We start from the raw sequence: 15,812 nt of genomic DNA on the forward strand, positions 1-15,812 counted from the left end.
CAGCACTTCAGGGAGTTTAAATCATGCGCCTATCCAGTTTGTCTGCCGCAGCATCGGCCACCGTTCTTGCCGCCATGATCTCCGGTGCGCTGGCAACGCCGGCTTTGGCCCAATCCAGCGAACAGGCCGAGGCCGGCGACAACGTCATCATCGTCACCGCTCGCCGCCAGAATGAATCGCTCGCCGATGTTCCGGCATCGATCACCGTTTTCACCGCCGACTCGATCCAGAAGACCGGGGTCGAGACCGCCGATCAGTTCGTCCAGCTGACCCCCGGCGTCACCATCGTCACCGGCACCGCTGAAGCGGGCGACACCCAGATCAACATCCGCGGCATCAACGGCGCGCGCGATGCGGAAAGCTCGGTCGCGCTGGTGGTCGACGGTATCCTCAAGACCAACACCGCGCAGCTCAACCAGAACCAGGGCACGCTGCGCCAGATCGAAATCCTCAAAGGTCCGCAGGGCGCGCTTTACGGTCGCAATGCCGCAGCTGGCGCGATTGTCATCCAGACGCTGAAGCCCGGCGACACGCTCGAGGCCGGAATCGAATTAAGCGCGGCCGAGCAGCAGACCTATCGCGGCAATGCGTATATCTCGGTGCCAATCGGCGAAGGTGCAGGCTTCGTGCTGTCAGGGTCCTACCTCCAGACCGACGGCTTCTACCGCAACATCTTCCTCAATAACTCGAAGACCATCGACGATCAGGAAGTCTGGTCGGTCGACGGGCGCTTCGTCGCACAGCTCGGCGATCGCACCGAGATCGACGCCAAGGCGCGCTATTCGGATCTCAGCGGTGCATCGATCGCGTTCAACGCCGCGTTTCACCTGCCCAATTTCGCAGGCGCCAACCCGGCATTCTTCGAGGACGTCAACGACCATCCGTTCAGCTTCTACAACAACATCCGCCCGACCAACGACCAGACGACATTCGATGCTTCGATCAAGCTCGAGCACGAATTCGACTTCGCCAAGCTGACCCTGTGGGGCCTTTACAGCAATGTCGATCAGTCGCTGACCGCAGACGGCACTTCGGCCGATTTTGCCCGGTTCACCTTCCCCGGTGCGACGCCCGCCTCGGTCGCCGCGTCGAACACGTGCTTTGCCAGCACTGCGGCGCTCACCGGCTTCCCGGTCAACCAGCCGGGATTCATCGGCGCGACCCCGGTGCCGTTCATCTTCGCGCCAACCACCGGATCGACCTTCGGCCCGTACAGCCCAACGACCTGCGACGGAACGCAATACCAGATCCGCGAACAGGAAGACTTCAGCGGTGAGATCCGCCTGTCGTCGAACGGCGATGGTCCGTTCAATTGGCAGCTGGGCGCCTATTATCTCAACATCAGCCGCGATGTCGGGGTCAGCCTGGGCGCGGATCTGGGCCAGGGTATCATCCGCCAGCTCTACAATGCACCGGGGACCACCAACCCCACCACGCAGCTGTATTTCGACCAGTTCAGCACCGACGTCTATGCCGCGTTCGGATCAGCGGACTACAATTGGAACGATGTCATCAACATCGGCCTGGCGCTGCGCTATGACATCGAGGACCGCAGTGTTTCCAATCGCGTGCCTGTGGCGACAGATCCGTTCACCGGCGGCCCGATCAATCCCGGTCAGGTCGGCGGCGCGATCCCCGACAAGTCGGAAAGCTACAAGCAGCTCCAGCCCAAGCTGACCTTCCGCTGGGCAATGGCGGACAACGTCAACCTCTATGCCAACTGGGGGATCGGCTTCAAGGCGGGCGGCTTCAACAATTCGGGGTCTGCTGCGGTGGTCGATCAGAACTTCAACCAGTTCATCGGCTCGGATGTCCGCATCACCGACAACTACCGCAAGGAAACATCGAGCGCATTCGAGGGCGGCATCAAGGGCTCGATCCTTGATGGCAAGGTTACCTTCGATCTGGCCGGCTACTACACCGATGTTGATGACATGCAGTTCTTCGAGTTCTTCGTCGGCGGCTTCGGCCTGTTGCGTGTGGTCTCGAACATCGACGAGGTGCAGATTTACGGCGCTGAGCTCAACCTCAATGCCGAGGTGACCCCGGGCTGGACGATCTTCGGCGCGGTCAACGTCACGGAAAGCGAGATCAAGGCCAACGCCTCGCGGCCGCAGACGGTGGGCAACAAATCGCCTTCTACTGCGGATTACACGATCAACCTGGGCACGCAGATCGTGGCCCCGATCGCCAGCAGCTTCGATCTGGTGGCGCGCGCCGATTATCGCATCACCGGCCCGACCTGGTTCCACACGCTGCAGGAAAACACCGTGCCGACAATCTTCAGCGGCCTTCTGCCGGGCTCCGCGCTGGCACTGCCTGCGTTTGTCGGCGATGCCGATTATTCGGTGACCCGTCGCGATGCCTTCGGCGTGCTTGATGTTCGCTCAGGCCTTGAAGGCGAGAACTGGCGGATTACGGTGTTTGCCGACAACGTGCTCAACCGGCGGTACCTTAACGAGGTGATCACCGCGGCAGAGTTCGGCGGATCGTTCATCTCGCCCGGCGGTCTGCGCCGCCTGGGGGTCGAGGTCGGGTACAACTTCTGACGGTCACGCCTGCCACCGTCATCCGCATTCGCGCGCGGGTGGCGGTGGCCTTCGCGTTCAACCCTTGGCGTATATCCAGGCGGCCCAGAGCCAGCCGGCGATCAGCAATGTGCCGCCGATCGGGGTGACCGCGCCCAGCCAGCGCGGCGCGCCCAGCGCCATGGCATAGAGGGTCAGAGCGAAGATCGCCGAGCCCGCCAGCAGCGTCAGGGCAGGCCCCCGCGCCACCCCCATGATCGCCAGCGCCGCGACCGCATGAACCAATTGATACATGCCCCCGGTGCGCAGCCATTCGGCCTGCTGCTCGCCCGCCGCCGCATGCGCGCCGAACGCGCCTGCCGCCACCGCCAGCGCTGCTGATACCGCCGCCAAAACCGCGATCATCATCACAAAATTCCCTTGTTCTGTTGGCCTAGCAACCTGGCGATATGGTCGGCGGAGCGCTGCCAATCGATCCCGCAGCCTGCAAGCCAGGCATCGTCATAATAAGTGCAGCCATAGCGCTCGCCGCCATCGCACAACAGGGTGACGATGCTACCGGTCTCGCCCGCCGCTGCCATCTCCTCGATCAGCGTTGCACACGCGACCAGATTGGTACCGGTCGATCCGCCAACACGGCGTCCCAGCCGGTCAGACAGCGCGCGCATCGCGCCGATGCTGGCGGCGTCTTCGACCGCGATCATCCGGTCGATCACCCCGGGGATGAAGCTCGGCTCGACACGCGGACGACCGATGCCCTCGATCCGGCTCGCGCAGCCTTCGGGGAGAATCGTGGCAGAGCGGTCGTGGAAATGGCGGTGGAACACCGAATGTTCGGGGTCGGCGACGCACAGCCGGGTGGCGTAGCGCTGATAGCGCAGATAGCGGCCGATGGTGGCAGAGGTCCCGCCGGTGCCCGCGCCGCAGACGATCCAGTCGGGTACGCTGTGTTCTTCCTGCGCCATTTGCGCGAAGATGCTCTCGGCGATGTTGTTGTTGCCGCGCCAGTCGGTCGCACGTTCGGCATAAGTGAACTGGTCGAGATAATGCCCGCCGGTTTCCGCAGCCAGCCGGTGCGCAACATCGTAAACGGTGCGCGGATCATCGACCATATGGATCTCGCCGCCCTGAAAGCGGATCGCATCGAGCTTGGGCGCGGCGGTGGTCGCTGGCACCACCGCGATGAAGCGCAGCCCCAGCATCCGCGCGAAATAGGCTTCGCTCACCGCAGTCGAGCCCGACGACGCCTCGATCACGCAGCTGTTTGGCCCGATCCATTCGTTGCACAGCGCGTAAAGGAACAGCGAGCGCGCCAGCCGGTGCTTGAGGCTGCCGGTGGGGTGCGAACTTTCGTCCTTGAGATACAGCGTGATGCCGGGATAGCGCGGCAGATCGACCCGGATCAGGTGAGTGTCGGCGGAGCGGTTATAGTCCGCCTCGATCCGCCGTACCGCTTCATCGAGCCAGCCGCGCGGGCACAGATCGCTCATGCAGCCGCGTCCTGCAGCCCGTGTCGGATCAGCATCGCCTGCGGATCGGGGTCGCGACCCCGGAAGGCCCGGAAGCTCTCTGCCGCTGGCCGGGTCGCGCCGCGCGCGAGCACTTCGGCGCGGAAGCGATCACCGGTCGCGCGGTCGAGCAGGCCTGCCTCGGCAAACGCCATGAAGCCATCGGCGGCAAGCAGTTCGGCCCACAGATAGCTGTAGTAACCCGCCGCATAGCCGCCTGCGAAAATGTGGCTGAAGGCGTGCGGGAAGCGGTGCCATTCGGGCGGCCGCATCACCGACACTTCGTCGCGCACCGCCTCGATGACCTCGACCGGGTCGCTACCCATGGTGCCCAGATGCAGCAGCATATCGAACAGCGCGAACTCGATCTGGCGGATCAGGAACAGTCCCGCCTGGAAGTGCCGCGCCTTGAGCAGCCGGTCGAACAGATCGCCGGGCAACGGCTCGCCGGTGCGGTGGTGCCCCGACATCGCGGTTAACACGCTCTGATCCCAGGCGAAGTCTTCCATCAATTGGCTGGGCAATTCGACCGCATCCCATTCGAACCCGCTGGTCCCTGCTATGCTGGGGCGATCGACCTGAGTCAGCAGCAGATGCAGGCAGTGTCCGGTCTCGTGCAGCAGCGTGCCGACGTCGCTGTGGCTGAGCAGCGAGGGGGTGTTCGCGCCAGCGGGCGAGAAGTTGCACACCATATAGGCGACAGGAACCTGCACGTGATCGCCATCGTTGCGTCGGGGACGCGCTTCGCCCATCCAGGCGCCGCCGCGCTTGCCGGAGCGCGCGAAGAGATCGAGATACAGGCCGGCAACCACGCCGCCGCCCTCATCGACGACATCGAAGAACCGCGCATCAGGGTGGTACAGCGACGCGTCCGACCGCTCGACCAGCTTGATGCCGAACAGCTTGGCGAGCAGTTCCTGCCAGCCCGCCATGACGCGATCGACCGGGAAATAGCCGCGCACTTCGGCCTCATCGACGGCATACACCGCCTGGCGCAGCTTGTTCGAGGCAAAGCCGACATCCCACGGCTGGAGATCGGCGATGCCCAGCTTGTCGGCGGCAAAGGCGCGCAGCTCATCGAGATCGCGCTGCGCAGCGGGTCGCGCACGCGCCGCAAGGTCGCGCAGGAAGGTCAGCACCGCGCCGCCATCCGACGCCATCTTGGTGGCGAGCGAATAGTCGACCGGATCGGCAAAGCCCAGCAGGCTGGCCGCCTTGCGCCGCAGTTCGAGGATACGCGCAATCCGGTCGGAATTGTCGAACTCGCCCGCATTGGGCCCCTGGTCGGAGGCCCGCGTCCCGAAAGCGCGGTAGACGCGCGCGCGCAGCTCGCGGTTCTCAGCAAAGGTCAGGATCGCGTTGACGGATGGCATCTGCAGCGTCACCCGCCAGCCGGTCTCGTCCTTGGCGGCAGCAGCGGCGGCGAACATCGCCTTGTCGGTGTCCGATACGCCCGCCAGATCGGCCTCGTCGGTGATCAGTTCGCCCCAGGCATCGGTTGCATCGAGCACCGCGCTGCCGAAGCTGTTCGATAACGAAGACAGCTCGACCGAAATATCCTCGAACCGCTGGCGCGCATCGGCCTCCAGCGCGACCCCCGAAAGGCGAAAATCGCGCAAGGCATGCTCGACCGCAACCCGGTCGGCTTGGGGAAGCGCTTCGAACGCAGGCGTTTGCGAGAGCGCGGTAAACACCTCGAACAGATCGCGGTTCTGTCCCACCTTGATCGAGTTGGTGACCAGCCGCTGCTCACCCTCCTGATAGGCCGCGCGCAGCGCGGGCGAGTCGGCGACCGCGTGCAGGTGCGACACCGCAGCCCAGATCGCGCCCAGATCGGCATCGGCACGCTCGAACGGCAGCCACGCTTCGGCGAAGGTCTCAGGCCGTGTTGTCGTCAGAGCTTCGACCGTCGCGGCATGCCGCGCAAGCGCCTCGTCCAGGGCGGGCGCGATCTGATCGGCGGTGATTTCGGCAAAGCGCGGCAGGGCGCGCGTATCGGCTAGGGGATTGTGCGTTTCGGTCATGCCCACCCCATAGCCCAAATCGGCGGGTGGTCAGGCAATAAATCGGCGTGCTCAGCCCTGTTTCTGCAACGCGCGCAGCATCGCCGCAGCCGCACCGCGCTCGGGAAAGGCCCCCAGCGCGAGCGAGGCCCTCAACGCACCCACCGCCTGCGCGGTCTTGCCCGCCTCGGCATAAGCCTGCGCCAGATGGTAGCGCAGCCACGGGTTGCGCGGGCTTTTGGTTTGCGCCTTTTCGAGCATTTCCACCGCGACCATCGCCTGGTCGCTCTGCCCGGTCAGCGTCAGTCCGCGCATGTGCGTCGCCAGCGTGTTGCCGGGTTGGACGCGATAGGCGAGCCGGGCGTCATGAACCGCTGCGGCCTCGTCACCGCTCCGCAGCCGCGCCAGCGCAAGATCAGCGAGCAACAGCGGCTGGTTGTTGCCCAGCCGCGCATGCAGCGCGCCCAGCGTGAGGATCGCGCCCGGCCAGTTGCCGCGATCGATATAGGCATTGGCGAGCAGCCGCAGACCCCCGGTGTTGGCGGGACTGTAGCCGACAAACCGCAGCAGCAAAGTGTCTGCTTCGTCGGCGCGCCCGGTCTCGCGCAGCGCCAGCGACAGCCGGCGGACCACGGGCTCTGACAACCGGACGTCCGCCGCGCGGCGGTAGGAAGGGAGCGCGCCAGCGGCATCACCCGAAGCAAAGCGGACATCGCCCAGCAGCATTTGCGCATCGGGCACCCCCGGGTTGGCTTCGGCGAGCGGCTCGGCAAACTGCGCCGCAAGCGCGAAGTCACCGCGTGCCACCAAAATGCGGACGTAAGGAATGACCGCACGGGCATCACGCGGAGCAGCGCGCGCAGCGTCCGCCAGCATCCATGGCTCGTCCGCCTCTGCCAGCCGCACCATCGGTGCGGTATCGGGGTCGGCGGCGCGGGTGAGATAGTCGGATGCCTGTGCGCCCTCGCCAATCGCCTCGAGCGAGCGGGCGACCAGGGTCAGCAGATAGGCGCTGGTACCGCCCTGATCGGCGATCGGGCGAAACCTGGCGAGCAGAATTTCGTGTTCGCCTTCTGCATAAAGTGCGCGGGCCAGCAGCTCGGCGGCGCGGCGGTTGTGCGGCTGGGCAGCAGCGAGCTTTTCGAACCGGTCGATCGCCTGGCGATAATTGCCCAGCTGGAACTCGACCACGCCTTCGACCTGCATCGCCGCAGGGACCCGCTCCAGCACACCGCCGGTCTTCTGAATCAGATTGCGGGCAAGCCCGTAATTGCCCGACCGCGCTGCGAGCACCGCCTGCAGGAAGTAACCGCGCGGACTATCGGGCTGGAGCGCCACGATCTGGCGTGCGGCGGCCAACATGTCGCGCATCCGGCCCATATCGCCCAGGGTCGCTGCGTATTCGCCCAGCACGCTGACATCGTTGGGATCAATGCTCAGCGCGCGTTCGAACCATGGCAAGGATGCCGCCAGCCCGAACTGGCTGCGCACCAGCTCGCCCCGCAACTGGAGCGCGCGGACGTTGGCGCTGTCCAGTTTGACCGCGTGGGCGGCCGCATCGACGCCGCCTGCCTGATCACCCGCAGCGATGCGAAAGCGCGCGATATCGGTCCACAGCATACTATCATCGGGCGTGTACTGCGCTGCCCGGTCGAAGGCGGTGCGCGCGCCATCCAGGTTGCCAAGCGCAAGGTGCGTCCGGCCCAGGGTCCGCGCGGCATAGCCCGCATCGCTGGCAGATACAGGCCCTTCGCCCAGCCACTTGAGCGCAGCAACGGCCTTGCCCTGCAGCAACAACGCCTCGGCCATCGGCGCGCGCACCACCACCCGGCTAGCGCCCAACTCCAGCGCGCGCGCGAGCTCGCCTTCGGCTCCTGCTGCATCCAACAGCGCCAGGAATACGCGGGCCTGTGCGATCCGCGCGGCAGGCAGGCGCGGCGCAGCCTTGATCGCATTCATCAACTCGATCCGCGCCGCGCGGTCATCACCTATCGCGCGGAACGCGTCCGCCCGCGCCATCGCCTGTCGCGCGGCGCCCAAATCCTCGGCCTGCAGCGGCATCGCAGGGCCGCCCAGCACCAGCGCGCAGGAAACGAACGCCAGCATCAGGCGTCGCCCGAACCCGGATCGAGAGTCAGCTCTGAATGTCATACTGCCGGAGCAGATCGTACAAGGTCGGCCGGCTGATGCCGAGCAGCTTGGCCGCGCCCGAGATATTGCCTTCGGTCCGCGCCAATGCGTGGCGGATCGCCTTGCGGTCGGCGAGTTCACGAACCGCCTTGAGGTTGAGGAACTCTGCCGTCTCGGGTTCGGCGCGTTCAAGGTCGAGGTCTTCGGCGCGAACCAGCCTGCCCTCGGCCATGATCACCGCGCGCTTCACCCGGTTTTCGAGCTCGCGCACATTGCCCGGCCAGTGCCAGGCGTCCAGCATCTTGAGAGCATCGGGGCCAAAGCCCTTGACACCTGGGTTCATCTCGGCGGCGAACTTGGCCAGAAAATGCTTCGCGAGCAGCGCCGCATCGCCGGGCCGCTCGGCAAGCGAGGGGATCGTCACGACGATCTCGGCAAGCCGATAGAACAGGTCCTCGCGGAACCGCTCTTCGATGATCATCTTTTCCAGGTTCTGGTGCGTCGCGCACACCACCCGGGTATCGACCGCGATCGGGCTGCGCCCACCGACCCGCTCGATCACCCGCTCCTGCAGAAAACGCAGCAGCTTGACCTGCAACGGCAGTGGAATGTCCCCCACCTCGTCGAGAAACAATGTGCCGCCTTCGGCCTGCTCGATCTTGCCGATCGTGGTCTTGATCGCTCCGGTGAATGCCCCCTTTTCGTGCCCGAACAGTTCGGATTCGAGCAGGTTTTCAGGGATCGCAGCGCAGTTGATCGCAATAAACTCGCGCGCGCGGCGGTTGCTCTTTTCGTGCAGTCCGCGCGCGAACAGCTCCTTTCCGGTGCCGCTGGCGCCGAGCAGCATCACCGAGACGTTGGTGTTGGCGACGCGCTCGATCGTGCGCGCGGCCTTTACCATCTGCGCATCGGCGGTGATCATGCCGCCGAGCACGGTGTGATCGTCGCCCGATTTGAGGTTGAGCCGGGCATTCTCGCGCTCGATCAACTGGACGTTGAGCGCGCGCCGGACGATCAGCGCCAGGTCCTCGATCTCGACCGGCTTGGGGTAGAAATCGTACGCGCCCTGCGCGATTGCATCGCGCGCGCTCTGCCGCTCGCCGTGTCCCGATGCAATGATCACCTTGGTATCGGGCTTCAATCGCAGGATCTCGGCCAGCGTGGCAAAGCCCTCGCTCACACCATCGGGATCGGGCGGCAGGCCGAGGTCGAGCGTAACGACATCGGGTTCCTCGTACCGCAGCAGGTCGATTGCGCTGGCTCGGTCGCTGGCGCACAATACCTCGAAATCGTCGAAGGCCCATTTGAGCTGGCGCTGCAGCCCTGCATCGTCCTCGACGATCAGCAGGCGCGGCAGTTTGCGCTGGCCCTTCGCAGTGGCTATCGACCCGCCGGTCATGACCGCATTGGGGGTCAGATCATTCATTATCAGGATACCTTTGCAGCGAGGTGCGGCGCATTGTTGCCCACCTCGTCATTCTCAATTCGGGTGGCGAGCGGCAGATAGACCGCAAAGCGGCTGCCTTCGCCTTCCCGGCTTTCAACCTCGATCCGGCCTTGCATGGCTTCCACCAGCAGCCGGGCCTCATAGGCACCGATACCAAAGCCGTCAGCCTTGCTAGAAATGAACGGCTTGAACAGCTTTCCGCGGACAAACTCGGCGGACATGCCCGACCCGTGGTCGACGATCTCGATCACACCAGTAAGGCCCTCGCGCGAAAGACTGACGAACACCGGGCTGTCAGGGCCGCTGGCATCGATGGCGTTCTGGATCAGATGGCCGAGCACCTGCTCCAACTGCGCCGGGTCGGCCATCAGCGCCATGCGCGGCGCGCTGCTGGCGACGACCTTGTGCCGCTGCGCCTTGTCGGCAATCACCGAACGCACGATGCGCTCGGCATCGATCGCGCGAATGCCGTCTCCGGTCGAACGGGCATAGCCTGTGAGCCTGCGGATCAGCGTGTTCATCTTGCCAACCGAGTTCTGCAGCGTCGCGATCATGTCGGCGCGAAATTCGGGGTTGTCGGCATGCCGCTCGGCGTTGCTGGCGACAAGGCTGAGCTGGCTGACGAGGTTCTTGATGTCGTGCATCACAAACGCCATCCGGCGGTTGAACTCGTCAAACTGGTCTGCCTCGCGCAAAGCTTCCTGGCTGCGCGCCTCGGCCAGATAGCTCGCCAGCTGCCGCCCGACCAGGCGCAGCAGATCGAGATCCTCCCAGTCGAGCTGCCGCTCGATCAGCGGGCGCGACAGCACGACGAGCCCGGCGAGCCGATCGAAATGCACCAGGGGCACGATGGCCCAGGCGTTGCTCTCCATCACGACCCAGTCGGGGATCGCGCGCCGGTCGGTCAATGTATCCTGGCCAGACCGCAGCGCGTCGAGCTCGACGATGCGGCCTGTCGATTGAAAGTACCCGATGGTGCCTGCGGTACACGCCTGCGCCGGAACATCGGCGGTCGGCCAATTGAACCGGGCCTGCAACTGCAGCCGTCCGTTCTCGGTCGGGGCAAGCAACAGCCCGGCCGGACTGTCGCTGATGTCGGCGGCGGCCTTGATCACGCGTTCATGGAACGGCGCGGTGCCGTCTCCCGGCCTGCCGATGGTCTCGGTAAAGCGGATCCATTCGGCGCGATAATCATAACGGTGCTGGAAGAAGTGCTTGGTTGCCTTGACCTTGAACCAGGCCCGGAACCGGTCCGAGGGCAGCAGGATCAAGGCGGCCAGCGACATTCCCAGCACGAGAAGCACCTGCGCCCCCGACGCGATCGTACCGCCAAACGCGCGCAGCAGCTGCGCCACCGCGATCATCGTCACCAGATAGCCCAGGATCGCGAACAACGAGAGTGAGCGATACGCAACCTTGCGGGACAAGGTCAGCTTCCATCCGCCCGATCGGTTGGCCGCGAGCGCAAAGAATGGCACCGCCAATATCATCAACACCCCGCGCAGCGCGACCAGATCGCCCGGCAATGCGCGGCCCAGATACCCCACGGTGTACAGGTTGAGATCGTACAGCCACATCGCGGCCAGCGCGGTCAGTGGCAGACGCAGACTGGCGCGGGTTTCAGCGTCAGCGACCGAGTACAGATTGTTGGCGAGCACCAGCGCACCGACGACGAAAATCATCCGCAGCAGCATGGCGGCAGAATAGCCAAGCTCGTCGAGCCGGGGCACGCCCTGGTTGGCGGCATGCCAGATCGCGACCAGGGGTTGTCCGGCCAGGACCACGACGAGTACCAGATAAACCGCGGTCACGGTGCGCGGCTGCGCGCGCGCCGACCGGACCATCTGGAACAGGAAGGCGAGCCAGGAGAGGTTGCGAAGCGATTCGGCAAGCCCGGCAATAGCGTGCGTACCGCCCATGCTGGCCGCGGCAAATGCCCACAGGCTGGTTGCCAGCAGCGCCAACAGCAGCGCGGCATCGCCCAGCGACGGGCGTGTATCGCGCAGGCGCGCCCAGCGGCGCACCAGCCAGGCGGCGACCAGCATGGTCAGCGCCGCCGCGCCCGAGTAGCTCCACAGGCCTATGTCGTGCCAGTTGGCCATCGGCTCAACGCGCGCCATCCGGCCACAGGACCACGCGCAGTGTCTGCAGGATGATCAGCAGGTCGAGAAACGGGGTGTAGTTCTTGGCGTAATACAGGTCGTATTCGAGCTTGTGCCGCGAATCCTCGACCGATGCGCCATAAGGATAATTGATCTGCGCCCATCCGGTGATGCCCGGCTTCACCATGTGCCGCTCGTTGTAATAGCGCATCTGGGTTTCAAGGCTGGCGACGAACTCGGGGCGCTCGGGGCGCGGCCCGACAAAGCTCATATCGCCTTTGAGTACGCTCCACGCCTGCGGCAGCTCGTCGATCCGGACCTTGCGGATGAAGCGGCCAAGCCGCGTGACCCGCGGATCGTTCTTCTGCGCCCATTGCGCACCATCGACTTCGGCATCGATCCGCATCGAGCGCAATTTCACGATCTCGAAGGGCTGGCCATACAGCCCGACACGCTCCTGCTTGAAGAACGCAGGCCCCTTGCTGTCGAGCTTCACCAGCAACGCAAAGATCAGGATAATCGGCGCGGTAAACGCGAGCAGAACAGAGCTGACGACAAGGTCGAACAATCGCTTGGCGATGGTCGAAATGCGGCGACCTGCGGAAAACCCGTCCGAAAAGATCAGCCAGCTCGGATTGACCGTATCGAGATCGACCCGCCCCGTCTCGCGCTCCAGAAAGGTCGACAGGTCATTGACGTGGACGCCAGTGGTCTTGATCCGCAGCAGATCATTGACCGGCAAAGCGTTGCGCCGTTCTTCGAGCGCCAGCACCACCTCGGTCACGTTGAGGTTTTCGACATGCTTGGCGAGATTCTTGATCGCATCGCGGTTGATCGCTTCTTCCACGACCAGCGCGCCATCGTTCATCGCGACAAAACCTACCAGCACGAAGCCCGCATCGGGCCGCTCGGACAGCACCTGCACCCGTTGCGCGCGCTTGCCCGCGCCCAAAACCATCAGTCGCCGCTTGAACGCGGTGGTGCCGAGTAATCCGCCCAGAAACACGCGGTTGCCGATGAGAAACACGATCGACAGCCCCATCGCATACAGGCTGTTTGATCGCCACAACGTGGTGCCAGGCAGGATGAAGTAGGTGACCGAAAGGAAGATCACGCCCAGCGAAATCGCGACCAGCAGCCTTGCGGCAGCAAAGCGTAACGACTGGAGGGCATCGGGGCCATAGACCCCCACCGCGATCATCGCCATATGCACCAGCAGCGCGAAGGTGATGATCGGCATCGGCCGCTGCGCCAACGGCTCGATTTCCATGTCGATCTCGTGCGCGCGCCACACCCAGCCGATTTCGGCGGCCAAACCCAGCAATGCGAGGTCAAAAAATCCCAGCAGCAGCACCGCGTGCGGAACGTAATGTTTGAACAGCCTGAACATGGCCACTGCTATAGCCGTTCAGACGTGAAGTGTCGGTTAATTTTACAGCCATAACGGGGCGGAACGCGGCGAAATCCGGTGCCGGTGTCAGAGAACTTTACGCAGGTGGGCGACTCCCAGCCGCTCAGCTGCTCGTAGCACACGCCCCGGTGCCGACCGGTGGATGCATGCCAAAAAAAGGGTCCCCTGCCGCTGCAGGGGACCCCGAAATATTCAAGGCTGGATTGGCTTACTCGCCGATCTTCTGCGCTGCATCCTGCGCGGCATCGCCAACCTGTTGCGCTGCATCGCCGACCTTGCCGGCGGCGCCGGCAACCGCATCGGTGCGCACTTCACCCTGCTGCATGAACTGCCAGGCAAAGAAGCCGCCAACCACCAGCACAAGCAGCATGATCGCCATCAGCATACCCGATCCGCCACCTGATTTGCGCTCGATGACGGTGGTATGGGTCTGCGTCGGCGCCGTCGCCACGGGCTCTTCGGTCACGATGGTTTCAGTACGGTCGGTCGGTGTCATAATGGATCCCCATACTGCTTGTGTGTGGGTGCGATACGTATCGCGGCCGGGACGGTTCCCGTTGGCCAGTGCCGCACGTCAATCAGTGACGAAATCGAAGGGGGTGACCCCTCGCTCGCGGTCATCGAACCTCAGGCGAATTCCCAGCGGCGGCTTGGAGCGTTGCGGGCAATCCGCGCGCTTGCACATCGCACAGCCCGGCCCGATCCGCGTCGCGCCTGCAGCGCTGAGATCGAGCCCGCGCGCGTAGCACAGGTTTGCCGCCTGATCGACCGCAACCCCCAATCCGATGGCGAACTCTGCGGTCGTGCCGCCAGCACCATAGCCCGCACCCTGAACACTGCGCGCGAGGGTGAGCCAGCGACTGGAGTCTTCGAGTTCGACCAGTTGAACCTGCACCTGGCTGGGGCGCGAGAACGCCTGATGGAGATGCCACAACGGGCAGGTCACCTCGGTATCGGCGAGCGGCGCGCGATTGGCACCGCCGAAGCGCTTGGACACCTGGCCCGCCCGGTCGACCCGGATCATGAAGAATCCAAGCCCGCGCTGGCCGACCCGCTGCAGCGTCGTCAACCGGTGCGCGACATGCTCAAACCCCGCGCCAAAGCGGCGTTGCAGCAGCAGCATGTCATAGCCCGATTGTTCGCAGGCGCGCAAAAAGCGGCCATAGGGCATCATGAGCGCGGCAGCGAAATAGCTGAAGATATGCCGCTGATACAACCGCTCGGCAGTACGATTGCCGAATTGTGCGCCGGTAACGAGCGCATTGATGTCGCTGCGATATTCAAGCTGCCCCAGCAAGTACGCCGCCTGAAAGGTGCGCGATGCCATGTCGAGCATTTCGGACAGCTGCAACTGCCGCGCATGCAGGTCGAGCCGTCGCAGTCGCCCGGGTATCACGCTTTCGGGAAGAATGCGGATCGCCAGCTGATGCTTGGTGCGCAGCCGCTCGGCGATCGCGGAATACAGATCACCACTCTGCAATCGCAGCGCATCGGCAAGCTCTTCGGCGGCGTGGTCCAGATCGGCAAAATGATTGCGCCAGCGCTCGATCTCGCTGCGCACCCGCGCCACCGGGTCATCGACCGCGCCCGCCACGGTGCCAGCGCCAGCTCCGCCCTGGACCCGGTCGAACAGGCGCGCGAACGCCGCTGCAGTGCCGGGCGACGACACCAGCCAGTCCTCGATCTCGCCCGGCTCTATCCCCAGATCGGCAAACGCCGGATCGGACAACCGTCGCCGCATCGGCCCCAGCCCGCCGCCGGGTTCATCGCCGGTCAGATCGCGCGGATCGACATCGAAGCGTTCGGCGAGCGCCAGCATCAGCCGCGCGCTCAACGGACGCAGGTTGCGTTCGAGCAGGTTGAGGTAGCTGGGCGAGATGTCCAGCCGCTCCGCCATCGCGGCCTGGGTCAACCCCGCATTGCGGCGCAGTCGGCGGAGCGCGGGACCCGCGTGAAGGGATGCATCGACCATGATCCATACGTGTAATATTCATGACAGAATGACAAGGCCTGCGGCAGAATTGGTCGAATCATTCGCGTTTTTCTTGTCATTTTGTGGTGTCGGGTGACCGCAACGCAGCTAGGCAAGCGACACGACACGCTCAAGCCCAACCGATAGCAGGGGAGGATGAGGGTGAGTGGGGCAAGCCCGCCACCCTCCCTTACCCGCTCCGGCCCTGATAGCGTCCCATGGTTTGCCCGGTATTGCCCGGGCCACGAGCTTTCCTGGGGAGGAAAGACATGCCGCCGGTGGCTGTGCCATCGGCGGCATTTTCGCACCGCCCGCCCACCCGGCCGCCCGCCCGATTCCGCGCGATTGCTACGGACTGTTAACCGGCCCGTGCTACCGCGCACGGTGGTCGACATTCTATCGGAGCTTGGATCAGACATATGTTGAAAGAGGTGATGCTTGGGTCCGGCGGAATCATGCTCGCCGCAGCGATGTTTGCCTCATCGTTTTCGCCACGCAAAGCCCCGGCTTCGGAAGGTCCATCTGCTCAGGCTCCCGTCGATTCCGCACCGGTGGCGGCAACTCCGGCACCTGCGCTCCGGATGGCCGGGGGGCCACCGGTATCGATCTTCCCTGAAGGCTCTGGCGATGTGGACTTCGGCGCTCCGATGATCGAAGCTGCCCCGGTTGAATCGGGACAGGGCGTTTCTGGCGCTATAACCGCAGCCCCCG

The 15,812-nt window shown here is 64.6% G+C and carries 10 protein-coding genes; 1 reads left to right on the forward strand and 9 read right to left on the reverse strand.

All coding sequences use genetic code 11. The features are described 5' to 3' along the window. Positions 1-23: 23 nt before the first annotated feature. A complete protein-coding gene (locus IEW00_RS01260; protein WP_188512550.1) occupies positions 24-2,549 on the forward strand; it encodes a TonB-dependent receptor in 2,526 nt (841 codons plus the stop codon). A 57-nt stretch (positions 2,550-2,606) separates the two neighbouring features. Here IEW00_RS01260 and IEW00_RS01265 read toward each other — a convergent pair whose 3' ends face one another. The 9 genes from IEW00_RS01265 to IEW00_RS01305 all read right to left on the reverse strand — a co-directional run bounded on the left by IEW00_RS01265 (position 2,607) and on the right by IEW00_RS01305 (position 15,101). After that, entirely contained in the window at positions 2,607-2,933 is a 327-nt protein-coding gene (locus tag IEW00_RS01265) for a DUF423 domain-containing protein (RefSeq protein WP_188513049.1), read from the reverse strand. A gap of 2 nt (positions 2,934-2,935) precedes the next feature. Further along, complete coding sequence (locus IEW00_RS01270) at positions 2,936-4,018, reverse strand: PLP-dependent cysteine synthase family protein (protein ID WP_188512551.1); 1,083 nt, start codon at positions 4,016-4,018, stop codon at positions 2,936-2,938. Then, positions 4,015-6,060: a M3 family metallopeptidase gene (locus tag IEW00_RS01275; RefSeq protein ID WP_188512552.1), complete on the reverse strand. Its 2,046-nt coding sequence runs from the start codon at positions 6,058-6,060 to the stop codon at positions 4,015-4,017. The genes IEW00_RS01270 and IEW00_RS01275 overlap by 4 nt, the downstream gene beginning before the upstream one ends. A 51-nt stretch (positions 6,061-6,111) precedes the next feature. Then, complete coding sequence (locus tag IEW00_RS01280; RefSeq protein WP_188512553.1) at positions 6,112-8,145, reverse strand: tetratricopeptide repeat protein; 2,034 nt, start codon at positions 8,143-8,145, stop codon at positions 6,112-6,114. Positions 8,146-8,173: 28 nt separating this feature from the next. Then, positions 8,174-9,568 (reverse strand): PEP-CTERM-box response regulator transcription factor, encoded by a 1,395-nt coding sequence (prsR, locus tag IEW00_RS01285; RefSeq protein WP_188513050.1) that lies wholly within the window; start codon positions 9,566-9,568, stop codon positions 8,174-8,176. Between the two features lie 29 nt (positions 9,569-9,597). Continuing rightward, on the reverse strand, positions 9,598-11,736 hold the full coding sequence (gene prsK / locus IEW00_RS01290; RefSeq protein WP_229736742.1) for an XrtA/PEP-CTERM system histidine kinase PrsK: 2,139 nt from the start codon (positions 11,734-11,736) through the stop codon (positions 9,598-9,600). Further along, on the reverse strand, positions 11,723-13,108 hold the full coding sequence (locus IEW00_RS01295) for a TIGR03013 family XrtA/PEP-CTERM system glycosyltransferase (protein WP_188512554.1): 1,386 nt from the start codon (positions 13,106-13,108) through the stop codon (positions 11,723-11,725). The genes prsK and IEW00_RS01295 overlap by 14 nt, the downstream gene beginning before the upstream one ends. Before the next feature lie 229 nt (positions 13,109-13,337). Beyond that, complete coding sequence (locus IEW00_RS01300) at positions 13,338-13,625, reverse strand: hypothetical protein (protein WP_229736743.1); 288 nt, start codon at positions 13,623-13,625, stop codon at positions 13,338-13,340. A 78-nt stretch (positions 13,626-13,703) separates the two neighbouring features. Beyond that, a complete protein-coding gene (locus IEW00_RS01305; RefSeq protein ID WP_188512555.1) occupies positions 13,704-15,101 on the reverse strand; it encodes a helix-turn-helix domain-containing protein in 1,398 nt (465 codons plus the stop codon). Between the last annotated feature and the right edge of the window lie 711 nt (positions 15,102-15,812).

The sequence above is a fragment of the Blastomonas aquatica genome, assembly GCF_014639875.1.
GTDB lineage: Bacteria > Pseudomonadota > Alphaproteobacteria > Sphingomonadales > Sphingomonadaceae > Blastomonas > Blastomonas aquatica.